This window comes from Yokenella regensburgei (assembly GCF_003634235.1).
GTDB classification, from domain to species: domain Bacteria; phylum Pseudomonadota; class Gammaproteobacteria; order Enterobacterales; family Enterobacteriaceae; genus Yokenella; species Yokenella regensburgei.
In genome coordinates this window covers 295,046-316,348 of record NZ_RBIZ01000004.1, presented here as the reverse complement: position 1 = coordinate 316,348, position 21,303 = coordinate 295,046, and the positions used below count along the sequence as shown (strand labels likewise).

Annotated in this window: 22 protein-coding genes; 12 read left to right on the top strand and 10 right to left on the bottom strand. The window is 54.5% G+C overall.

The genetic code is table 11. The features are described 5' to 3' along the window. Positions 1–37 precede the first annotated feature (37 nt). The gene (locus C7387_RS12905) at positions 38–1,267 is read right to left on the bottom strand and encodes an amino acid permease (RefSeq protein ID WP_006818438.1); all 1,230 of its coding nucleotides are present in this window, start codon (positions 1,265–1,267) and stop codon (positions 38–40) included. 144 nt (positions 1,268–1,411) lie between these two features. Beyond that, complete coding sequence (locus C7387_RS12900; RefSeq protein ID WP_038255401.1) at positions 1,412–1,873, bottom strand: multidrug/biocide efflux PACE transporter; 462 nt, start codon at positions 1,871–1,873, stop codon at positions 1,412–1,414. A 106-nt stretch (positions 1,874–1,979) separates the two neighbouring features. On the opposite strand from C7387_RS12900, the gene C7387_RS12895 reads away from it, so the two are divergent. From C7387_RS12895 to C7387_RS12870, 6 genes are all read left to right on the top strand, one after another. After that, complete coding sequence (locus tag C7387_RS12895; RefSeq protein ID WP_006818440.1) at positions 1,980–2,864, top strand: LysR family transcriptional regulator; 885 nt, start codon at positions 1,980–1,982, stop codon at positions 2,862–2,864. Positions 2,865–2,963: 99 nt separating this feature from the next. Further along, positions 2,964–4,133: an acetyl-CoA C-acetyltransferase gene (locus C7387_RS12890; protein ID WP_038255399.1), complete on the top strand. Its 1,170-nt coding sequence runs from the start codon at positions 2,964–2,966 to the stop codon at positions 4,131–4,133. Between the two features lie 222 nt (positions 4,134–4,355). Continuing rightward, positions 4,356–5,192 (top strand): 5-dehydro-4-deoxy-D-glucuronate isomerase, encoded by an 837-nt coding sequence (kduI, locus tag C7387_RS12885; RefSeq protein ID WP_120816833.1) that lies wholly within the window; start codon positions 4,356–4,358, stop codon positions 5,190–5,192. Between the two features lie 62 nt (positions 5,193–5,254). Next, positions 5,255–6,016 carry a 2-dehydro-3-deoxy-D-gluconate 5-dehydrogenase KduD gene (kduD, locus tag C7387_RS12880; protein WP_006818443.1) on the top strand — a complete coding sequence of 254 codons (762 nt, stop codon included), beginning with the start codon at positions 5,255–5,257 and terminating at the stop codon, positions 6,014–6,016. A gap of 392 nt (positions 6,017–6,408) precedes the next feature. Next, entirely contained in the window at positions 6,409–7,542 is a 1,134-nt protein-coding gene (gene wzz(fepE) / locus C7387_RS12875) for an LPS O-antigen length regulator Wzz(fepE) (protein ID WP_006818444.1), read from the top strand. Positions 7,543–7,642: 100 nt separating this feature from the next. After that, positions 7,643–8,344: an aspartate/glutamate racemase gene (locus tag C7387_RS12870; protein ID WP_038255386.1), complete on the top strand. Its 702-nt coding sequence runs from the start codon at positions 7,643–7,645 to the stop codon at positions 8,342–8,344. Here the strand turns inward: C7387_RS12870 and C7387_RS12865 are convergent. Next, entirely contained in the window at positions 8,322–9,257 is a 936-nt protein-coding gene (locus C7387_RS12865) for a LysR family transcriptional regulator (RefSeq protein WP_120816832.1), read from the bottom strand. The genes C7387_RS12870 and C7387_RS12865 overlap by 23 nt on opposite strands. Before the next feature lie 123 nt (positions 9,258–9,380). Here C7387_RS12865 and lysA point away from each other — a divergent pair, with 123 nt between their 5' ends. Continuing rightward, entirely contained in the window at positions 9,381–10,640 is a 1,260-nt protein-coding gene (gene lysA / locus C7387_RS12860) for a diaminopimelate decarboxylase (protein ID WP_120816831.1), read from the top strand. Here lysA and C7387_RS12855 read toward each other — a convergent pair. Then, positions 10,613–11,641, bottom strand: coding sequence for a LacI family DNA-binding transcriptional regulator (locus C7387_RS12855; protein ID WP_120816830.1), 1,029 nt, complete (start codon positions 11,639–11,641; stop codon positions 10,613–10,615). The two genes, lysA and C7387_RS12855, sit on opposite strands and share 28 nt — an antisense overlap. Before the next feature lie 199 nt (positions 11,642–11,840). On the opposite strand from C7387_RS12855, the gene C7387_RS12850 reads away from it, so the two are divergent. Next, positions 11,841–12,317: a GNAT family N-acetyltransferase gene (locus C7387_RS12850; RefSeq protein ID WP_006818450.1), complete on the top strand. Its 477-nt coding sequence runs from the start codon at positions 11,841–11,843 to the stop codon at positions 12,315–12,317. Here C7387_RS12850 and galR read toward each other — a convergent pair. Then, entirely contained in the window at positions 12,278–13,294 is a 1,017-nt protein-coding gene (gene galR, locus C7387_RS12845) for an HTH-type transcriptional regulator GalR (protein WP_006818451.1), read from the bottom strand. The two genes, C7387_RS12850 and galR, sit on opposite strands and share 40 nt — an antisense overlap. A 410-nt stretch (positions 13,295–13,704) precedes the next feature. On the opposite strand from galR, the gene aas reads away from it, so the two are divergent. After that, positions 13,705–15,864 carry a bifunctional acyl-ACP--phospholipid O-acyltransferase/long-chain-fatty-acid--ACP ligase gene (aas, locus tag C7387_RS12840; protein ID WP_120816829.1) on the top strand — a complete coding sequence of 720 codons (2,160 nt, stop codon included), beginning with the start codon at positions 13,705–13,707 and terminating at the stop codon, positions 15,862–15,864. Next, positions 15,857–17,050, top strand: coding sequence for a lysophospholipid transporter LplT (gene lplT, locus C7387_RS12835; RefSeq protein ID WP_120816828.1), 1,194 nt, complete (start codon positions 15,857–15,859; stop codon positions 17,048–17,050). The genes aas and lplT overlap by 8 nt, the downstream gene beginning before the upstream one ends. A gap of 53 nt (positions 17,051–17,103) precedes the next feature. Here lplT and C7387_RS12830 read toward each other — a convergent pair whose 3' ends face one another. From C7387_RS12830 to C7387_RS23395, 5 genes are all read right to left on the bottom strand, one after another. After that, entirely contained in the window at positions 17,104–18,144 is a 1,041-nt protein-coding gene (locus C7387_RS12830; protein ID WP_038255380.1) for an NADP(H)-dependent aldo-keto reductase, read from the bottom strand. A gap of 125 nt (positions 18,145–18,269) precedes the next feature. After that, positions 18,270–18,488, bottom strand: a complete 219-nt coding sequence (locus C7387_RS12825; RefSeq protein ID WP_006818455.1) for a YgdI/YgdR family lipoprotein — start codon at positions 18,486–18,488, stop codon at positions 18,270–18,272. A 122-nt stretch (positions 18,489–18,610) separates the two neighbouring features. After that, positions 18,611–19,324 carry a TerC family protein gene (locus tag C7387_RS12820; protein ID WP_006818456.1) on the bottom strand — a complete coding sequence of 238 codons (714 nt, stop codon included), beginning with the start codon at positions 19,322–19,324 and terminating at the stop codon, positions 18,611–18,613. 62 nt (positions 19,325–19,386) lie between these two features. Then, a complete protein-coding gene (gene mutH / locus C7387_RS12815) occupies positions 19,387–20,079 on the bottom strand; it encodes a DNA mismatch repair endonuclease MutH (protein ID WP_038255377.1) in 693 nt (230 codons plus the stop codon). Positions 20,080–20,173: 94 nt separating this feature from the next. Next, positions 20,174–20,311, bottom strand: a complete 138-nt coding sequence (locus tag C7387_RS23395; RefSeq protein WP_392394493.1) for a hypothetical protein — start codon at positions 20,309–20,311, stop codon at positions 20,174–20,176. On the opposite strand from C7387_RS23395, the gene C7387_RS23390 reads away from it, so the two are divergent. Together C7387_RS23390 and rppH are read left to right on the top strand one after the other, a co-directional pair. Next, positions 20,269–20,496, top strand: coding sequence for a hypothetical protein (locus C7387_RS23390; RefSeq protein WP_038255376.1), 228 nt, complete (start codon positions 20,269–20,271; stop codon positions 20,494–20,496). The genes C7387_RS23395 and C7387_RS23390 overlap by 43 nt on opposite strands. 268 nt (positions 20,497–20,764) lie before the next feature. After that, positions 20,765–21,295, top strand: a complete 531-nt coding sequence (rppH, locus tag C7387_RS12805; protein ID WP_006818458.1) for an RNA pyrophosphohydrolase — start codon at positions 20,765–20,767, stop codon at positions 21,293–21,295. The last annotated feature ends 8 nt before the right edge of the window (positions 21,296–21,303 follow it).

Genomic DNA, 21,303 nt, shown 5'->3' with positions numbered 1-21,303 from the left:
CGAAAGAAGGCGGCGACCGAGGGTCGCCGCAGAGGATTTAGCTCACAAACATGACCGACACGCAGAGGATCCCCACCACCAGCGTGATGAAGCTACCCACTGAGCGGTAGGGCTTCAGGGACGGGATCAGGTAGGTTGAGATGGTTGGCATGATGAACAGGATCATGGCGATAAGCGGCCCGCTTATCACGCTAATCATCGAGATGGCGTTCGGGTTGATGCAGCAAATCAGGAAGGTGATAGCCGACACCATAATGATCGACATTGCCCGGTTAAAGGCGCGGCTCTTATGTACCCCGACCACGTTAAGCGATGTGCGAACCACCTCGGTTGCCCCTTCAATCACCCCAAAGTAGGTGCCAAGGAAGGATTTTGACATTGCCACTACCGCGACAATAATCCCGGAAACCGCGAGCCATGCCGGAGAGTTTGGCATCATCGAGAGCGCGGAAAGGATGGTCACGCCTTCATGTTTCGCCGAGGAAATGTAGTTTGCCGGAATCGACAACAGGCAGCTAATCACAAAGAACATCACGCTTAAGCAGATGATTAAGTAAGCTACCTTCATGATCTTTTTGCATTTACCCATGGCCAGGTCGCCGTACTTCTCCCGCCGATCAATGGCGAAGGTAGAAATAATGGGCGTATGGCTAAAAGCAAAAACCATCACGGGAATAGAGATCCAGACCTGGTGCAGGGTGTGTGTACTGAACTCCATCTGTCCGGCAAGCAGCGATGGATCCCAGCTTCTGGTCAGCCACAGCGACAGGAACAGGAAATAGGCAATCAGTGGGAAAACCAGGAAACCCATGACCTTCAGGGTGATATGACGCCCCATCAGGAAGATAAGGTTCAATACCAGTACAACACCGGCGCTCACCATCACTCGCACACCTGTCGTGAGCGGCATATGTTTTGCCAGCTGTTCGGTCAGGGAGTTGGTGATTGCCACGGCGTAAATCAGCACCACCACGAAAAAGGCGATGAAGTAGAGAGCGGTAATAATGTTGCCGATCTTACGTCCGTAGTAATGGCTCACGGCTCCGGTGATCCCGACACCTGCGGAGGTGTTCGAGGAGAGAATGAACTGACACAGTGCGCGATGCGGCCAGTAGGTTAAAGGCCAGGCAACCAGGGCAGTGATGAGCAGCACCAGGCTCCCGGCTGCACCAAGCTGGATGGGAAGAAATAGCGTTCCGGCACCTACGGCGGTGCCATAGAGAGCAAAACTCCAGAGAGTCTCCTCTTTAGACCAAATTTTAGACATTATTCGAATTTATCAACCATAAAGTCAGAAAAAAGGAGTGCAATTTACCATAATTCTGCCGCTGGCGGGGAGGATAGTTGATGGCAGTGCGTTGTGCACGGGGGGATGAAAAAAGGCAGCGGAGGCTGCCTTTTCGCTAAACTATTAATTCTGAACGGCTACTCTTTGCATCCGGCGCTTAATGATGCGTGCGCGCAGTGTGTCATAAACCCAGTTGTACACCACGGTGTAGGGCAGGAAGAACAGGAAGAAGCCAATCTCCAGCATAAACGCTTCCAGCAGAGTAACACCCAGCAGCGGCGCCAGAATGTTAACCCCGATGACGATAAAGCCCAGCTCAAAGCCCAGTGCGTGGGCGATACGGACTTTCGCAGTACGCGTGACACGGGTCACCGGCCAGAGTTTATCGAACCCGGCGTTATAGATAATGTTCCAGACCATCGCGAGCGTCGCCAGCAGAATGGCCACACCGCCCATTTCTACCACTGAACGCTGCATCAACCAGGCGGCGGTCGGGGCGAGAACCAGGGTCGCGAGACCCTCAAACCCAATGGCATGGAAAATACGCTCCAGGATCGATCTGCGATGTAAGTTATTCTGTTGCATAAAAATAAACCTCAATTTCATTGTTCTAATAACGGTAACTGGAAAAATATTTTATAGATAATTAAGATGAGTGAAAGATAGATACCATCGAAAAAGTAGATACATCATGCGCTACTCTCCCGAAGCTCTGAATGCCTTTGTAGAAGCGGTGTCCTGCGGATCTTTCTCCGCAGCCGCGCGAAGATTACGTAAAAGCCAGTCGACCATCAGTACCGCCATCTCCAATCTCGAGGCGGATCTTGGCGTGACGCTATTCGATCGTACCTCCCGTCAGCCGGTACTGACTGAGCAGGGACGGCGGGTACTGAGCTATGTACAGGCGATACTGACCGCCAGCGACCGGCTGGACGAACTGGCGGCTGCGCTTTCGGGGACCACCGAAGCCCGGCTGACGTTTGTGCTTTCCGATACCATGCATCCTGATCTGCTGGCGGGACTTCTGAGCGAGTTTGATAAGCGTTTTCCGCAGACCGAGTTTGAGTGCCTGGTGGGTGAGGATGTCGATGTTATCGACCTGCTGGAGAAGGGGCGTGCGCAGATTGGTCTGATTGAAGCCCGTGGGCGCTACCCAACGGAAATCGGTATGACGCGCATGTCTTCGCACTCAAAGATGGCGATTTACGTCGCTCCGGAACACCCGCTGGCGGAGAAAACCGAAGTGGAGTGGGACGAGCTGCATACCTGGCGTGAACTGCGATTGAATACCTATCTGGAAGAAGACCCACAGCCGGCGCGCGGGCCAGTGTGGTCGGCGCCGAACTATTTACTGCTGTTGAGTATGGCTGAGCAGGGATTTGGCTGGTGTGCGCTACCGTGTCCGCTGGTGGAAGAGTTTGCTCACTCAAAATCGCTGGTGATGCTTAACATTATTGGCTGGCCCCGCTCGGTCTCCGTCGACCTGGTCTGGAATAAGAAATTTCCGCTGGGGGCGGCAGGCAGCTGGCTGCGGGATTACCTGCAAAACGCGGCGGTGCCGCATGTGGCAAAATGAGCGCTTCCCGTGTGATAAAACTCACCATTTTTAAACAATTACGATAACTGTTGATAACAATGTTCTACTATGGCGAAGGATTTTTGCGCAGAGGTAGAGATGAAAGATGTCGTTATCGTCGGTGCGCTCCGGACACCTATCGGCTGTTTTCAGGGGGCGCTGTCGGGCCACTCGGCAGTCGAACTGGGCAGCATGGTAGTCAAAGCGCTGATCGAGCGTACCGGTATCGCCGCACACACTATTGACGAAGTGATCCTCGGGCAGGTGTTAACGGCAGGAGCCGGGCAAAACCCTGCACGTCAGTCGGCCATCAAGGGCGGGCTGCCGAATACCGTATCTGCTATTACCATCAACGATGTCTGCGGCTCCGGGCTTAAGGCCCTCCATCTGGCTACTCAGGCTATCCAGTGTGGTGAAGCGGATGTCGTGATAGCCGGTGGGCAAGAAAATATGAGCCGGGCACCCCACGTGCTGACCGACAGCCGTACCGGCGCGCGTCTTGGCAATAGCCAGTTGATTGATAGCCTCGTGCACGACGGCCTGTGGGATGCATTCAACGATTATCACATGGGGGTCACCGCGGAGAATCTGGCGCGCGAGTACGGCATCAGCCGCGAGCTTCAGGATGCGTGGGCGCTAAGCTCGCAGCATAAAGCGCGGCTGGCTATCGACTCCGGGCGTTTTCGTGAAGAAATCGTACCGGTGCTGAGCCCGCGTGGGCAGCTGGTGGATACCGACGAGCAGCCGCGTACGGATGCCAGCGCAGAAGGGCTGGCGCAGCTGCAGCCCACGTTTGACCGTCTGGGTTCGGTCACCGCAGGTAATGCATCCACGATTAACGACGGGGCAGCAGCGGTACTGATGATGAGTGAAAGCAAAGCGCAGGAGCTGAATCTGCCGATCCTGGCGCGGATCCGCGCCTTTGCCAGCGTCGGGGTCGATCCCGCACTGATGGGGATCGCGCCGGTCCACGCGACGCGCCGGTGCCTCGAGCGGGCAGGCTGGCAACTCAGTGATGTCGACCTCATTGAAGCCAATGAAGCCTTTGCCGCGCAGGCAATTTCGGTTGGCCGCGTGCTGGAATGGGACGAACGCCGGGTCAACGTCAACGGTGGGGCGATTGCCCTCGGTCACCCGATTGGTGCCTCCGGATGCCGCATTCTGGTTTCACTGGTTCATGAAATGTTAAAACGCGATGCCCGCAAAGGCCTTGCCACCTTATGTATCGGCGGTGGGCAGGGGGTGGCGCTGGCGGTAGAGCGCGACTAAATCCTTCCCCCGAAAGCCGCGATGCGCGGCCATTTTACCTTTGATAACGGCTCACCTCTGGTGGGCCGTTTTCTTTTATGTGAAACCAATCAATAAAAATTGAAACGATGTTTTATTTATAATTGAAAACCCATTTCAGGAGGGGTAGGATGGCCACATAACCAAAGCGGAACCCTGTTTTACTCCGCTTATCCTGGTCAGAACGCATTTCCGGAGGTGAAGATGGACGTAAGACAAAGTATCCACAGCACACACGCCAAAACGCTTGATACAGAGGGCCTGCGCAAGGAGTTTTTGGTCGAGACGGTATTCGTTGCAGACGAATACACCATGGTTTACAGCCATATCGATCGCATCATCGTTGGCGGCATTATGCCGGTGAAAAAAACGGTTTCAGTCGGTAGTGAAGTCGGCAAACAGCTCGGCGTGAGCTATTTCCTTGAGCGTCGTGAGCTGGGCGTTATCAACATCGGCGGTCCGGGCACCATCACCGTCGACGGCAAATGCTATGAGGTTGGTCATCGCGATGCGCTGTATGTGGGCAAAGGTGCAGAAGAAGTGGTCTTCGCGAGCGTTGATGCCGCCCATCCCGCGAAGTTTTACTACAACTGCGCACCGGCGCACACTGCTTACCCCACCAAAAAAGTGACGCCAGAAGAGGTCGCGCCGGTGACCCTCGGCGACAACGTCACCAGCAACCGCCGCACTATCAATAAATACTTTGTTCCCGACGTACTGGAAACCTGCCAGCTCAGCATGGGCCTGACCGAGCTCGCACCAGGCAACCTGTGGAACACCATGCCGTGCCACACCCATGAGCGCCGTATGGAGGTTTACTTCTACTTCAACATGGAGGAAGACGCCTGCGTCTTCCACATGATGGGCCAGCCGCAGGAAACGCGGCATATCGTGATGCACAACGAACAGGCAGTCATCTCCCCAAGCTGGTCCATCCATTCCGGCGTCGGAACCCGTGCTTATACCTTCATCTGGGGCATGGTTGGGGAAAACCAGGTCTTTGATGATATGGACCATGTGGCGGTTAAAGATCTGCGCTAAAAGCGGCAGGTAAAGCTAATCAATGCCTGTCACCGGCAGGCGCAGTATACGTGAGGAAAAACATGATTCTGGATACATTCTCCCTTGAAGGCAAAGTGGCTATCGTCACCGGTTGTGACACTGGCCTCGGCCAGGGTATGGCGCTGGGTCTGGCGCAGGCCGGTTGCGATATCGTGGGTATCAACGTTGTTGAACCGTCTGAGACGATTGAGCAGGTGACGGCGCTGGGTCGTCGTTTTCTGAGCCTGACGGCCGACCTCCGCTCAATCGATGGTATTCCTGGGCTGCTGGAGCGCGCAGTCGCCGAGTTTGGCCACATTGATATTCTTGTTAACAACGCGGGCCTGATTCGCCGCCAGGACGCTATCGATTTCAGCGAAAAGGACTGGGACGATGTGATGAACCTGAACATCAAAACGGTGTTCTTTATGTCCCAGGCCGTGGCAAAACAGTTTATTGCTCAGGGGAACGGCGGCAAGATTATCAACATCGCCTCTATGCTCTCCTTCCAGGGCGGGATCCGCGTACCGTCGTACACGGCATCGAAGAGCGCTGTGATGGGTGTAACCCGTCTGCTGGCTAACGAGTGGGCAAAACACAATATCAACGTTAACGCTATTGCTCCGGGCTATATGGCGACCAACAACACCCAGCAGCTGCGTGCTGATGAGCAGCGTAGCGCTGAGATCCTTGACCGTATTCCGGCTGGGCGCTGGGGACTGCCGAGCGATCTGCAGGGGCCAATCGTCTTCCTGGCTTCTGGGGCATCGGACTACATCAACGGTTATACCATTGCGGTGGATGGCGGCTGGCTGGCGCGTTAACTTTCACTCGGAAGTATTCTAAACCCTCGCAGAAGTGCGAGGGTTTTTTTATGTCTGGATTCGGACTTGAGTAATGATTAATAACCATATGTAATTATTTTCGTTGTAAATATCAGGGATTAACGAGCATCAGTTAATTCTTATCTTTTAAATTTACTGGGTCTCTACAAGGTATTACTGAAAACAGGATGAGATAATTACTTATTTAAAATTAGATGGTTAGAGAGGGTTTGTGAGAGGTGAATTTAAGTAAAGGCAAGCAATTGTTTTTTCGGAAATTCCTACTATTTTTTGTAGCTTGAACCAAAAGTTCCCAAAAAAGTGATTAGGAATATTCTGCATTTACGGTATTATCGCGCCCCTAAGGGAATAATATTGAGTTATTTAAGGCTATGTCATCACTGGAAATCAAACCCAAAAACAACCTTGACCTGTCTCGTTTTCCGAAGCACGAAATGCACGCGGGGGAGATTGATTTGCTGAGTCTCATGGACATGTTGTGGTGTGCGAAGAAGCGCATTCTGGCTTATGTCCTCGCCTTCGCGCTGGTTGGTTTGTTGCTTTCTTTTTTGCTGCCGCAGAAATGGACCAGTAATGCCATCGTCACCCCGGCGGAATCGACGCAGTGGAGCCAATTGCATCAGCGTCTGGCAGCGTTGCAGGTGCTGGGTGTGAATATTGGTCTCGATCGCAATGAGGTCTTTAACCTCTTCCTGAAAAAATTCAGTTCCCAGCAGGAGCTTGAAGAGTACATCACCAGCTCGCCAACGCTGATGGCGCATTTTAAAGACACCAACGTCGACACCATGGAGCTGCACCGGGCGATTGTTGCTATGTCTGAAAAGATGAAAGCCGTGAACGACAATGCGATGAAAAAAGATGACTCTCAGCCCTACAGCTCCTGGACGCTCAGCTTTACCGGGCCAAATCCCCAGGAAGCACAGTCTATTCTGAACAACTATATCGAGTTCGTGGCTGCTAAGGTGGTGACGCAGTCACTGGAAAGCATTCGTGATACTGTCGCGCTGAAAGTACAAACAGAAAAAGATGCCCTGGAGCTTGAGCGTGCGAAACTTGCCAACATTCAGGATACCCGAATCAAACGCCTGAATTACTCTCTTCAGGTCGCGAAAGCCGCGGGGATCACCCGCCCGGTTTATAGTAATGGTCAGGCGGTAAAAGACGATCCGGATTTTTCTATTTCGCTGGGTGCTGACGGCATTGAGCGTAAGCTTGAAATCGAGAAATCCATCACCGACGTGTCAGAGCTGAATGCCGGGCTGCGTAACAGCGAATATCAGCTGTCGCTGCTGGAAAAAGTCAGCGTCAAAGATATGACCTTCCCGGTATTTAAATACCAGCTGTCGGCCTCGCTGCCGGTGAAAAAAGATGGCCCGGGAAAAGGCATCATCATCGTACTGGCGGCGCTGCTTGGGGGCATTTTCGCCTGCGGTAGTATCCTGGTAGGGCAGGCAATGGCCGCCCGTCGTCCGGTACTGGCAGCGGTTAACCCGGAATCGATGTAATCACGACGATGCTGGAAATAATAAGGGTGGCGAGAGCCGCCCTTTTTTGTTGCCTGCGTGCCGTCAGTTTGCTTCACTGGGGAAACACAGGAGGGGACCGATGAAGACGATAGGGTTAATTGGCGGCATGAGCTGGGAGTCTACTATCCCTTACTACCGCCTTATCAACGAAGGCATAAAGCAGCGCCTGGGCGGCTTACACTCTGCGCAAATTCTGCTGCACAGCGTAGACTTTCACACCATCGAAGCCTGCCAGTCCAGCGGTGAGTGGGACAAAGCGGGCGACATTCTTGCTCAGGCCGCCCACGGCCTGGAGCTCGCCGGTGCGCAAGGTATTGTGCTCTGCACTAACACCATGCATAAAGTGGCGGACAGCATCACCTCCCGCACTCGGGTACCGTTCCTGCACATTGCTGAAGCAACCGGTCGGGCAATTGAGAAACAGCAACTGAAGCGGGTGGCGTTGCTCGGGACGCGTTACACCATGGAGCAGGATTTTTACCGTGGCCGTCTGGTTGAACAGTTTGGCCTCGACGTGCAGGTGCCGAAGGCGCCAGAGCGGGAGAAAATCAATCAGATAATCTTTGAAGAGCTGTGTCTGGGGCGCTTTACCCCGTCTTCGCGCGACTACTATCTGCAGGTGATTGAACGTCTGGCAGAGCAGGGGGCCGAAGGGGTTATCTTTGGTTGTACCGAAATTGGCCTGCTGGTACCGGCAGAACAAAGCTGTCTGCCGGTATTCGATACGGCAGCTATTCATGCCGAAGATGCCGTCGACTTTATGCTCTCTGAGTCCCATTGAGTACCTCATCCAGCGGACCGGTTATTAGCGGCAGGCTGGCCTGTAGATGTCGGGTGAACGCGGCCACTAACGCAGAGGCTGGACGGTGCAGCGGACGCACCAGGCTCACGGTAAACGGGACATCGATGCTGAAACGGCGCACGCTAACGCCGCTTTCAGCATAGTCCAGTGCGGTGAGCGGGTTGACGACGGAGATCCCCGCCCCGGCGCGCACCAGCGCGCAGACCGACGCCGCGCTGTGGGTCTCGACCACCATCCGGCGCTTTACCTGATGTTCATTGAACAGGGAATCAAGCAACTGCCGGTAGCTGTCGGTACGCGACAGGCTGATATAGTTTTCACCGTGAAAATCGGCCGGGGTCAGTACCGTTTTGGCCGCCAGCGGGTGTGTTGACGGCAAAACGCACACCTCATTCAGCGTCAGCAGCGGCGTATGTTCCGTACCAGCCGGCGCCTGCAGGGTTTCGGTGAGACCCAGATCGTGACGCTGAGAGGAGAGCCACTCTTCCAGCAGCGGCGATTCCTGAGGCACAATCTGCAGGCTGACTTCCGGATAACGCGCCAGAAACGGCGGCAGCAGGGATGGCAAAAAAGATTGTGAGAACACCGGCAGGCAGGCAATCGACAGCTCGCCCTGACGAAACTCACGCAGGCTTTCTGCCGCGCTGACGATTCTGTCGAGGCCATACCATGAGCGCTGTACCTCTTCAAATAAACGCAAACCCTGCACAGTCGGATGCAGCCGACCGCGTGAGCGCTCGAACAGCGTTAATCCCAGTACTTTCTCAAAGCGTGCCAGCTCACGGCTCACCGTAGGCTGGGAAGTATGCAGCAGCCGTGCCGCCTCCGTCAGGTTTCCGGCGGTCATCACGGCGTGAAAAATTTCGATATGACGCAAATTAACGGCAGGCATGCGGCTCTCTCTATAAGGTGATTCCATATCATTTTTGCATAGACTCGATATAAAACGATATTTTTTATTGCCTCCGGGCTGTGGCGTAATCATGAAAAACCCCTGCATAACTGGAGTCTTTCCATGCCACGCCCGCTGAACAACACTGATACCGACCTGACCGCCGATAACCTGCTGCGACTTCCCGCCGAGTTTGGTTGCCCGGTGTGGGTGTATGACGCACAGATCATTCGCCGGCAGGTAGCGCAGCTCAGTCGTTTTGACGTGGTCCGTTTTGCCCAGAAGGCCTGTTCGAACATTCATATCCTGCGCCTGATGCGTGAACAGGGCGTGAAGGTGGATTCCGTATCACTCGGAGAAATCGAACGCGCGCTGGTGGCCGGTTTTGACCCGCGCAGCAATCCGGACGACATCGTTTTTACCGCGGATGTGATTGATGAAGAGACCATTGCCCGGGTTGCCGAGCTGGGGATCCCGGTGAATGCGGGGTCTGTTGATATGCTGGATCAATTGGGTACTGCGTCACCAGGTCATCGTGTCTGGCTGCGGATCAACCCGGGATTCGGTCACGGGCATAGCCAGAAAACCAACACCGGGGGCGAAAACAGCAAGCATGGGATCTGGTATAGCGATCTGCCGGCCGCGCTGGCGGTGATGCAGCGCCACCAGCTTCAGTTGGTTGGGATCCACATGCATATTGGATCCGGCGTTGATTATGGTCACCTTGAGCAGGTGTGCGGGGCGATGGTTCAGCAGGTGATTGATTTTGGTCAGGATCTGCAGGCGATTTCCGCCGGTGGCGGGTTGTCGATTCCGTATTGTGAAGGTGAAGAGACAATCGATACCGACCACTATTACGGTTTGTGGAACGCCGCCCGTGAGCAAATTGCACGTCATTTTGGTCATCCGGTGAAGCTTGAAATCGAGCCGGGTCGTTTCCTGGTGGCACAGGCTGGCGTGCTGGTGGCTCAGGTGCGTGGAGTGAAGGAGATGGGTAGCCGTCATTTTGTGCTGATTGATGCCGGGTTCAACGACCTGATGCGTCCGGCAATGTACGGCAGCTATCATCACATCTCTGCACTTGCCGCCGATGGTCGCGATCTCAGCCAGGCGCCGGTACTGGATACCGTTGTCGCCGGGCCGCTGTGCGAATCTGGTGATGTCTTTACCCAGCAGGAAGGTGGCAAAGTGGAAACTCGCGCGCTGCCGGCGGTAGTGGCGGGAGACTATCTGGTACTGCACGATACCGGGGCCTATGGGGCGTCGATGTCATCGAACTATAACAGCCGCCCCCTGCTGCCAGAAGTGCTGTTTGACGGCGGTAAAGCACGGCTGATCCGCCGCCGTCAGCGCATTCAGGATCTGCTGGCGCTTGAGCTGTAATAAGGCCCGGTAGTGATAGATTCCCGCAGCACCAGCGTACCGGTGAACGGCGGGATCGTCTCGATCTCCTGCTGATTAGCAAGTTTAATCGCCTGATCGATGGCGGTTACAATCATATTATCAATCGGTAGATACACCGTTGAAAGCCCCGGCTCCAGCCATTTGGCGCTGGGGGCATCGTCGAAACCAAACAGAGAAACATCCTGTGGAATGCGCAGCCCTGCCTGATGCAGCGCCTTTGACGCGCCCAGCGCCATATCGTCGTTACAGGCGAAGAGGGCACTGAACGGGATGTTTTCATCCAGCAGCTCGCGGCAAAGCTCGTAGCCGCGCGTCATACTGGAATCTCCATACTTCACTTTTGCCGGATCCCATGCGATGTTGTGCTTTTCAAGCGCACGGCGATAACCCTCGAGTCGCGCTTTGCCGGTGGGGGTGTGGCCTGGGACGGTAATACAGGCGATGTCGCGATGACCCTGTGAAATCAAATAATCGACAGCCTGGAACGCGGCATCCTGCTGCTCGAAGAACACGCAGCGATCGCGCGCCTGCGGTATATCACGGTTGATGACCACCAGCGGCATAGGGATGGATTCGATGAGCGACATGATCGCTTTTTCGCTCATATAGCGGGTATACAGAATGATCGCGTCGCACTGGCGGTCAGCCAGCATTTGCACCGCTTGTTCTTCGCGTTCCGGCGTGTCGTGACCGTCGGTCACAATCAGCTGCTTACCGTGGGTTTCTGTCTGGCGGGAAGCCTGCTGCAGCAAGCGGCCAAAGTAGAAACCATCGAAGGTGGAAACCACCAGCCCGATGCTGTTACTGGTGCGGTTAGCCAGAGAGCGTGCGAGAAAGTTCGGCCGATAGCCCAGCTCTTCCATCGCCTTAAACACCTGCTGACGGGGGCTCTCTTTGACCTGACCTGTGCCGTTCAGCACGCGGGAAACGGTCGCTTTCGACACGCCTGCGCGTAGTGAGACATCCAGCATTGTTGCCATTGTTCATTCCTGATACCACATCACTGGGCATAGTTTATCACAGGGGATCCCTGGCAGAATCCATTCATAATCAGCAAATAACAACCAGGATCACGATTTTCGCTGCAAGATTGCTGCCACGTTGACAAAACGACACCATAAAACGGTGGGAGAGTCTGCTAAAATCGGCGCACTTTGCCGATTGCTGCCCGGGGTTAGCGTGAAAATTCAGCCATTACATCTTGTTCCTCACCATGCCGAATGCGTCACTGACTGGCTGTGGCAGGCGTTTGGCGATCCGCTTTCACGCGAAGTATTTGCCAGCATCATCAACCACAGCCAGCAGCCCGATTCGTTACCGCTGACGTTTGTGGCGACCGAAGGGGATACGCTGCTGGGCACCGTAGGGCTCTGGCGCTGCGATCTGATAAGTCGCCAGGATCTCTTCCCGTGGATGGGGGCGCTCTATGTGTCGGAGTCTGCGCGTGGGCAAGGGCTGGCGGGAAAACTGCAGCAGCATGTGCTGGACTATGCGCGGGAAATGGGCTTTGCCAGCCTGCATCTCTATTCCGCCTGTCGTGATTTTTACGAGCGTTTTGGCTGGCAGTACATCGGTGATGGCCTGGATTACCCGGACACCACCGTGCATCTCTATCGCTATGACCTTTCACCTTCGGCGAGCGCAATGACCGAATGACGGCGCACCAGCGTCGGATTGAACAGGTGCGTAATTTCAGGTAGCGGGCGGTTTTCTGCCAGCGCCATGGCGAGTTCGGCGGCCTGGGTGGCCATCGTGACTATCGGGTAGCGAACCGTTGTCAGGCGCGGGCGCACGTAACGTGAAATGAGCACATCATCAAAGCCAATCAGCGAGATTTCTCCCGGGACGTCGATGCCGTTGTCATTTAGTACGCCCATTGCGCCTGCGGCCATTGAGTCGTTGTAACAGGCGATAGCGGTAAAGTTTCTGCCGCGACCCAGTAGCTCCGTCATTGCCTGTTCACCGCCGCTTTCATCAGGTTCACCGAAGGTCACCAGCCGATCGTTACAGGGTAAACCGCTCTCCTTCAGGGCGTCGTAATAGCCCTGCAGACGATCTTCCGCATCCGAAATGGCATGGTTAGAACAGAGATAGCCAATGCGGGTGTGTCCTTGTTGGATCAGATGGCGAGTGGCAAGCCAGGCACCATAGCGATCGTCCAGCGCCACGCAGCGCTTTTCGAAGCCGGGAAGAATACGGTTGATAAGCACCATGCCGGGGATCTGTTTCATCAGCCCGGCGAGCTCCTCATCCGGGATCATCTTAGCGTGAACCACAAGCGCAGCGCAGCGGTGGCGGATCAACTGTTCAATTGCCTGCCGCTCTTTAACTTCATTGTGATAGCCGTTACCGATCAGCAGAAAATTGCCGGTCTGGTACGCTACCTGTTCTACCGCTTTGACCATCGCACCGAAAAAGGGATCGGAGACATCGCCCACCACCAGACCAACGGTCTCAGTGGACTGCTGCGCCAGCGCACGCGCGTTAGCATTCGGGTGATAGCTGAGCGCTTCCATGGCCGAAAAAACCGCCTGACGGGAAGCTTCACTGGCTTTTGGGGAATGATTGATGACGCGGGAGACGGTGGCGACAGAAACACCTGCGAGCCTGGCTACGTCCTTTATAGTCGCCATAGTATGCCTTTTTTCTGGGGAAACGTTTACACCTCTACAGTGTTACGGAAAAGCGGTGACTCTTCAAGGCCTGTGCCCCGCAGGTTTAAGCAATTGTGAAGCAGATAATGGCGCTGGCGTGTAATGGTTACACGGGGGCGCTGGCCTAATTGAAACCGGGAAAAGTGAATTCAAACCTTTGCTTACACTTTGCGAAGGGCTGTTGCGAATGTTCGCTGGAGAGTTCTTCGTGGTGGTTGATACTCTGATTATCCCAGAGGTATTGATTGGTGAGATTCTTCAGTACTCATTTCGTACTTATTATTTGCACCGACCTGCGCAGATGCGCAGGTTTTTTTTGCCTGCTATTTCGCTTCCCCCCGTCTTCTCGTGTACTCTTCTGTCAATAATGACAAGACAAGGGAGTTGCTATGCTTTTTGCTTTTTTTCGGCTGCTGTTCCGGGTGATGTACAGGGTCAGGATGACTGGCAATCTGGAGGCGCTGCATCAGCAAAACGTGCTGATAACTCCCAATCATGTCTCTTTCATTGATGGCATTCTGCTGGCGCTTTTCCTTCCCATCCGCCCGGTTTTCGCTGTTTATACCTCGATAAGCCAGAAGTGGTTTATGCGCTACCTGGCGCCGTTGATTGACTTCGTCCCGCTCGATCCCACCAAACCGATGTCGATAAAGCATCTTGTGCGCCTGATTGAACAGGGGCGTCCGGTGGTGATTTTCCCGGAAGGGCGCATCTCGGTGACCGGTTCTCTGATGAAGATTTACGACGGTGCGGCCTTCGTTGCCGCAAAGTCGAAAGCCACGATTATCCCGATCCGCATTGAAGGTGCCGAACTGACCCATTTCAGCCGTCTGAAGGGACGGGTAAAGCGTCGATTGTTCCCACGTATTCAACTGCACGTGCTGCCGCCAACGAGTCTGCCAATGCCGGAGGCACCGCGGGCGCGTGAACGGCGTAAAATTGCTGGCGAAATGCTGCACCAGATTATGATGGAAGCCCGCATGGCGGTGCGCCCGCGTGAGACGCTGTATGAATCGTTACTGTCTGCGCAGGACCGTTTCGGCGCACGTAAGCTCTGCGTGGAAGACATCAACTTCCAGCCGGATACCTACCGAAAACTGCTGACCAAAACCCTGTTCGTGGCGCGGATCCTCGAAAAATATAGCGAACGCGGTGAGCGCATTGGCCTGATGTTGCCAAACGCCGGGATCTCAGCCGCGGTAATTTTTGGCGCCATCGCCCGTGGCCGAATTCCTGCCATGATGAACTACACCGCCGGGGTGAAAGGGCTCTCAAGCGCCATTACCGCAGCGGAGCTGAAGACGATTTTTACCTCCCGTACGTTCCTTGATAAGGGCAAGCTGTGGCATCTGCCGGAGCAGCTGACCCAGGTGCGCTGGGTGTTCCTCGAAGATTTGAAGGGCGACGTGACGACGGGTGACAAGCTGTGGATCTTCTCCCACCTGTTGATGCCGCGCCTGGCGCAGGTGAAGCAGCAGCCGGAAGACGCGGCGATGGTGCTGTTCACCTCCGGTTCAGAAGGTCATCCGAAGGGCGTAGTGCATAGCCACAAGAGCCTGCTGGCGAACGTAGAGCAGATTAAAACGATTGCCGACTTCACCGCCGATGACCGTTTCATGTCAGCCCTGCCGCTGTTCCACTCCTTTGGCCTTACCGTCGGTCTGTTTACACCGCTACTCACTGGCGCAGAGGTGTTCCTCTATCCCAGCCCGCTGCATTATCGTGTGGTGCCTGAGTTGGTGTATGACCGCAACTGCACCGTGCTGTTTGGTACCTCGACCTTCCTTGGCAACTATGCGCGTTTTGCTAACCCGTATGATTTCTATAAGGTGCGCTACGTGGTGGCCGGAGCGGAGAAGCTGCAGGAGAGTACGCGTCAGCTGTGGCAGGACAAATTTGGCCTGCGCATTCTTGAAGGCTATGGGGTGACCGAATGTGCGCCGGTGGTCTCAATTAACGTGCCGATGGCGGCAAAACCGCAGACCGTGGGCCGGATTCTGCCGGGCATGGATGCGCGTCTGCTGGAGGTGCCGGGTATTGCTGAAGGTGGACGTCTGCAGCTTAAAGGCCCGAACATCATGAACGGCTATCTGCGGGTGGAAAACCCCGGCATGCTGGAAGCGCCGGTGGCGGAAAACCAGAATGGTGAAATGGAAGCCGGCTGGTATGACACCGGCGATATCGTCACCTTTGATGCGCAGGGGTTTGTACAGATTCAGGGACGCGCGAAACGCTTTGCCAAAATTGCCGGTGAAATGGTGTCGCTTGAGGTGGTAGAGCAGATGGCGCTGGCGTTGTCGCCAGACAAACTCCACGCCACCGTGATTAAAACCGATGCCAGTAAAGGTGAGGCGCTGGTGCTGTTTACCACCGATAATGCATTGAGCCGTGACAAAATTCAGCAATATGCCCGCGCGCATGGGATCCCGGAGCTGGCGGTACCGCGCGATATCCGCTGGCTTAAACAACTGCCGGTACTGGGTAGCGGTAAACCTGATTTTGTCACTTTGAAAACGATGGTTGAGCAGGCGGAATCCCATAATGAGTGAGTCAGTACACACTAACACTTCGCTGTGGTCGAAAGGGATGCTGGCGGTGACCTGCGCTCAGTTCCTTTCGGCGTTTGGTGATAACGCTCTGTTGTTCGCTACGCTGGCGCTGATGAAGCAGCAGTTTTATCCCGACTGGAGCCAGCCGATTTTGCAGATGGTGTTTGTAGGTGCTTACATTCTTTTTGCACCGTTTGTCGGGCAGATTGCCGACAGCTTTGCCAAAGGCCGGGTGATGATGTTCGCCAACAGCCTGAAGCTGCTGGGGGCTCTGAGTATCTGTGCCGACATCAATCCCTTCCTGGGCTACACGCTGGTGGGTATTGGTGCGGCGGCCTATTCTCCGGCGAAGTACGGCATCCTGGGGGAGCTCACCACCGGTGACAAACTGGTCAAAGCGAATGGTCTGATGGAATCTTCCACCATTGCCGCTATTCTTCTGGGCTCGGTGGCGGGGGGGATCCTTGCCGACTGGCACGTGCTGGCGGCGCTGGGCGTTTGTGCGCTGGTCTATGGTGGCGCAGTGGTGGCAAACCTGATGATCCCAAAACTTTCAGCAGCGCGACCAGGGCAATCCTGGCGTTTTACGCCGATGACGCAAAGCTTTTTCAGCGCCTGCCGTACCCTGTGGCTCAATCGTGAAACACGCTTTTCGCTGGTCGGTACCAGTCTGTTCTGGGGCGCAGGCGTAACGCTACGCTTCCTGCTGGTGCTTTGGGTGCCGGTGGTGCTGGGCATCACTGACAACGCTACGCCAACCTATCTGAATGCGATGGTGGCGGTCGGGATTGTGGTGGGCGCAGGGGCTGCGGCGAAGCTCGTGACCCTCGAAACCGCCTCCCGGTGTATGCCTGCCGGGGTGCTGATTGGCGTGGTGGTCACCATTTTTGCACTGCAACACGCGCTGCTGCCGTCTTACCTGCTGCTGTTTATTATCGGTATTCTCGGGGGCTTCTTCGTGGTGCCGCTGAACGCGCTGTTGCAGGAGCGTGGTAAGCATACCGTGGGAGCCGGGAACGCGATTGCCGTACAAAACCTTGGTGAAAACGGGGCCATGCTGTTGATGCTCGGGTTGTTTTCGCTTTCGGTAAAAGTGGGGATCCCGGTCGTCGGTGTTGGCGTGGGGTTTGGCGTGCTGTTCGCCCTGGCGATTGTGGCGCTCTGGCTGTGGGGCCGTCGGCGTTAAACCTTACCGGGCGGGAAATCCACCCGCCCGGCACTGCAAATATCCGGCAGAGGTTACGGCGCCGGGTAGGTATAGATCTGGTGCACTGCCTCAATATCCGCTAACACCTCTTCGCTAAGCTCAAGATGCAGACTCTCAACGTTGGTTTTCAACTGCTCAAGCGTTGTTGCGCCCAGTAGCGTACTGGCGACGAATGGCTGGCGGCGGACAAACGCCAGCGCCATCTGCGCCGGATCCAGCCCGTGACGTTTTGCTACGTCTACGTATGCTGCCACAGCCTTCTGGGTTTGCTCTCCGCTATAGCGGGTAAAACGGGCGAACAGCGTATTACGCGCGCCTGCCGGTTTCGCACCGTTAAGGTATTTCCCGGTGAGAGTGCCAAAACCGAGGCACGAGTACGCCAGCAGCTCAACGCCTTCATACTGGCTCACTTCCGCCAGACCGACTTCATAGCTGCGGTTTAGCAGGCTGTAAGGGTTCTGAATGGTCGCAATACGCGGCAGGTCATGCTTATCCGCCAGGTGCAGGTAGCGCATCACGCCAAAGGCGGTCTCATTCGATACGCCGATGTAGCGGATTTTCCCGGCACGCTGGAATTCGCTTAACGCGTCGAGGGTTTCCAGCAGCGTGACTACCGGCTGGGAATCGGTCCAGGTGTAGCCGAGTTTGCCGAAGCAGTTAGTGGGACGCTGCGGCCAGTGGACCTGATACAGGTCGAGATAATCGGTTTGTAAGCGCTTCAGGCTATCATGCAGCGCTTCACGAATGTTCTTTCTGTCGAGCGCCTGCTGCGGGCGGATACCGCTGTCGTTATTACGCGGCGGCCCGCTGATTTTGGAGGCAACGACGAGCTTTTCGCGGCTACCGTGCTTTGCCAGCCAGTTACCGACATAGGTTTCGGTCAGGCCCTGGGTTTCGGGGCGCGGCGGTACAGGGTACATCTCAGCGACGTCAATCAGGTTAATGCCCTGACTCACGGCGTAGTCGAGCTGTGCGTGGGCATCGGCTTCGCTGTTTTGTTCACCAAACGTCATAGTGCCCAGCCCAAGAGTACTGACCTCAAGGGAGCTGTGGGGGATACGGTGATAGTGCATCGCCGGCTTCCTTTTTCTCAACAACGTCAGGTGGGTCCCTGACAAAGGAATATTAAGATGGCAGAGCGGAGGAAAAATCGAAAGGAAAAGATCGAAAAAGGCCAGGCGGGCTGACCTCTTTTCTTTTAGCGCTTAATAATTTGCGAAACGTCGTCGCGGTTGATCTGCATCCGGTTTCCCTGCTGATCTTCATAACTAATTAACCCGGTATCGTCATCGACCTGGGGTTTTCCGTCGGTCAGGATCATGCGTCCGTCTTTCGTCGCCATGACGTAATCGCTGCTGCATCCTGAAACGGCAAATGCCATTCCTACTGCTGAAATCAGAACTGCCCATTTTTTCATCGTTATCGCCCCTATATGACCGCACTCATATGAGTCTAGTAATAACCTGATTTTGGGTCAGTAAAAAGCGGTAAAATCTTAAAAATGTGTGAAAGCCCCCATTAGGGGGCGTTAATAGATGATTAAAGCGGTTTCTTTTTGTTTCGCATCAGGTTGAGTGTTTCCACTGCTATGGAGAAGAACATCGCGAAATAGATATATCCTTTCGGTACATGGACGTCGAAACTCTCCAGAATCAGCGTAAATCCGACCAGAATCAGGAAAGAGAGCGCCAGCATTTTTACCGAGGGATGGCGGTCAACAAAATCACCGATTGGTCGTGCGGCAAACATCATCACACCCACCGCAATGACCACCGCTGCCATCATAATGAACAGGTGATCGGACAGACCAATAGCGGTAATGACTGAATCCAGGCTGAAGATGATATCAAGCAGCATAATCTGCACGATAGCGCCAAGGAACGAGTGTACGTGAGTCTTAAGCCCTTCCTCCTCGCCTTCGATGGATTCGTGGATCTCTTTACTCGCTTTCCAGATAAGGAACAGCCCGCCAAGGAGCAGGATCAAGTCACGGGCGGAGATCTCCTGGCCAATCACCGTAAACAGGGGATTGGTCAACCTTGCCACCCAGGCGATGGATGCCAGCAGCGCCAGGCGCATGACCATCGCCCCCATCAGACCAATACGTCGGGCGTGATTACGTTGGGCAGTCGGTAGTTTGGCAACGACCAGAGAAAGGAAAATAATGTTGTCGATCCCGAGCACAATCTCCAGCAGCGTCAGCGTGCCCAGCGCGAGCCAGGCATTGGGATCGGTTATCCATGCAAATAACATCAAAAAGGTCCTGCAAAGTGAAAACGCTAATTATAGGCGCGCGTCACGCTAGATCAAAACGGTTACTGGGCGAGAAAAAAATGTCTGGCGAGAAGTGCAGCAGTGAAATTCTTCTTCAGGTAGAAACCGCGCGGCAGCGTCAGAATGGGCTCTCCATGGGCGCCAATGGCGTCGGTAAGTGCTTTGCTATTGGCGGCTTTTGGGCGCAGTTGCAGCACCTCGCCGTGGCGGGCTGTAATACGTTCCACCTGGCCCAGCACAATCAAATCCATCAGCTCTTCCCAGTCCATACGTAACTGTCGGTCTTCTTCTTCACTGGGACTCCAGAGCAGAGGGGATCCGACGCGGCGCTCGGCCAGCGGGATCTCACGCTCGCCCTCCACCGGGATCCACAGCACGCGCTTGAGCTTATGGCGCACATGGCTGCTCTCCCAGGTGATTCCGCTATTGCCGGTCAGTGGGGCTACACAAACGAAGGTGGTTTCCAGCGGTCGGCCGTGCCTGTCGATAGGGATCGTTTTCAGCTCAACGCCGAGGGCGGCGAAGTCCTGCTCTGGTTTACTTCCTGCACTGGCGCCCAGCCACACTTCAAGCAATATACCGATCCAGCCTTTATCGCGCTTAAGGTCGCGAGGTATTGGCAACCCGGCTTTTGCCGCCAGTTCTCCCAGCGAATAGCCCGCCAGCCGCTGCGCCTGAGCCAGAAGTTGGGCTTGTGTTTCCGGCGGTGAAGAGAGTGGGGAGAGGGAAGACATAGCGATCAGAACCTTTGCTCAAAAAATAGCCTGTGTTTTTCACGATGATAGACAGAGTTTACCTGTTTTTGGATAACCATGGCAATGTGATGATTTATATCACTTTTTTTTGCCATTCTTTATGGGGATTGCGGAGGGTGAAACAGGTTGTCCAAAACTGGTCACTGACAATAAACAGGATCTTACACCATGTTATCCACAGAAAAATGGGATAACTGGGAAAACTACACACTACTGGTTCCATTTACAGCCTTGACGTGCGACGAAAATCGGATTTTCACACAAAATGTGCCTAACTTATTGGCACAATCTGTGGATAAAAACGACGCTGCTCGATCTTTCATCAATCAAAGGATCGCTCATGTGATGATCATCACGTTACGTGCTAAAAATGGAAAGTTAATGCCAGTAAGTTAATGAAAAAATTGCTATTATTATCCCAGTGAAATGACGTATTATTCAGACTGTTCCGGGTTTTCCCTGGTTAATTCCATACTTCTTCACAACTCTATCCACAGAAAAAGTGAATAAAATGCCTCATCGATACGTGCATCTGTTTATAACTCTGACGTTTACTGTGAGTTATTCAAATGTTATCCGGTGATGAAGCCGTAACAGAGTGGTTTACCGTTCCCGGCGAGTGTGAAACAATCATTCACATTGATGCTTATATTGAGGTAGTCCGGTGATTGATGACGATGGCTACCGCCCAAACGTCGGTATTGTAATCTGCAACCGCCAGGGTCAGGTCATGTGGGCCAGGCGTTTTGGCCAGCACTCCTGGCAATTTCCGCAGGGAGGGATTAACTCTGGGGAATCAGCAGAACAGGCGATGTACCGTGAGCTGTTTGAAGAAGTAGGATTGAGTCGCAAAGATGTGCGCATTCTCGCTTCGACGCGCAACTGGTTGCGTTACAAATTACCTAAACGTTTGGTGCGTTGGGACACAAAGCCGGTTTGTATCGGCCAGAAACAGAAGTGGTTTCTCTTGCAGTTGATAAGCAGTGACGCGGACGTCAATATGCAAACCAGCAGCACGCCAGAGTTCGACGGCTGGCGCTGGGTGAGTTACTGGTATCCTGTTCGTCAGGTGGTATCGTTTAAACGCGACGTATACCGCCGGGTTATGAAGGAGTTCGCAAGCGTTGTGATGTCGCTGACGGAAACAACCCCGAAGCCGCAGAGCGCGCCCGCTTATCGACGTAAAAGAGGTTAAGCCACGCA

Bases quoted from the DNA above. Each gene is read 5' to 3' on its own strand.
- C7387_RS12905 (WP_006818438.1), bottom strand. From the start codon at position 1,267: ATGTCTAAAATTTGGTCTAAAGAGGAGACTCTCTGGAGTTTTGCTCTC.
- C7387_RS12900 (WP_038255401.1), bottom strand. From the start codon at position 1,873: ATGCAACAGAATAACTTACATCGCAGATCGATCCTGGAGCGTATTTTC.
- C7387_RS12895 (WP_006818440.1), top strand. From the start codon at position 1,980: ATGCGCTACTCTCCCGAAGCTCTGAATGCCTTTGTAGAAGCGGTGTCC.
- C7387_RS12890 (WP_038255399.1), top strand. From the start codon at position 2,964: ATGAAAGATGTCGTTATCGTCGGTGCGCTCCGGACACCTATCGGCTGT.
- kduI (WP_120816833.1), top strand. From the start codon at position 4,356: ATGGACGTAAGACAAAGTATCCACAGCACACACGCCAAAACGCTTGAT.
- kduD (WP_006818443.1), top strand. From the start codon at position 5,255: ATGATTCTGGATACATTCTCCCTTGAAGGCAAAGTGGCTATCGTCACC.
- C7387_RS12870 (WP_038255386.1), top strand. From the start codon at position 7,643: ATGAAGACGATAGGGTTAATTGGCGGCATGAGCTGGGAGTCTACTATC.
- C7387_RS12865 (WP_120816832.1), bottom strand. From the start codon at position 9,257: ATGCCTGCCGTTAATTTGCGTCATATCGAAATTTTTCACGCCGTGATG.
- lysA (WP_120816831.1), top strand. From the start codon at position 9,381: ATGCCACGCCCGCTGAACAACACTGATACCGACCTGACCGCCGATAAC.
- C7387_RS12855 (WP_120816830.1), bottom strand. From the start codon at position 11,641: ATGGCAACAATGCTGGATGTCTCACTACGCGCAGGCGTGTCGAAAGCG.
- galR (WP_006818451.1), bottom strand. From the start codon at position 13,294: ATGGCGACTATAAAGGACGTAGCCAGGCTCGCAGGTGTTTCTGTCGCC.
- aas (WP_120816829.1), top strand. From the start codon at position 13,705: ATGCTTTTTGCTTTTTTTCGGCTGCTGTTCCGGGTGATGTACAGGGTC.
- lplT (WP_120816828.1), top strand. From the start codon at position 15,857: ATGAGTGAGTCAGTACACACTAACACTTCGCTGTGGTCGAAAGGGATG.
- C7387_RS12830 (WP_038255380.1), bottom strand. From the start codon at position 18,144: ATGCACTATCACCGTATCCCCCACAGCTCCCTTGAGGTCAGTACTCTT.
- C7387_RS12825 (WP_006818455.1), bottom strand. From the start codon at position 18,488: ATGAAAAAATGGGCAGTTCTGATTTCAGCAGTAGGAATGGCATTTGCC.
- C7387_RS12820 (WP_006818456.1), bottom strand. From the start codon at position 19,324: ATGTTATTTGCATGGATAACCGATCCCAATGCCTGGCTCGCGCTGGGC.
- mutH (WP_038255377.1), bottom strand. From the start codon at position 20,079: ATGTCTTCCCTCTCCCCACTCTCTTCACCGCCGGAAACACAAGCCCAA.
- C7387_RS23390 (WP_038255376.1), top strand. From the start codon at position 20,269: ATGTTATCCACAGAAAAATGGGATAACTGGGAAAACTACACACTACTG.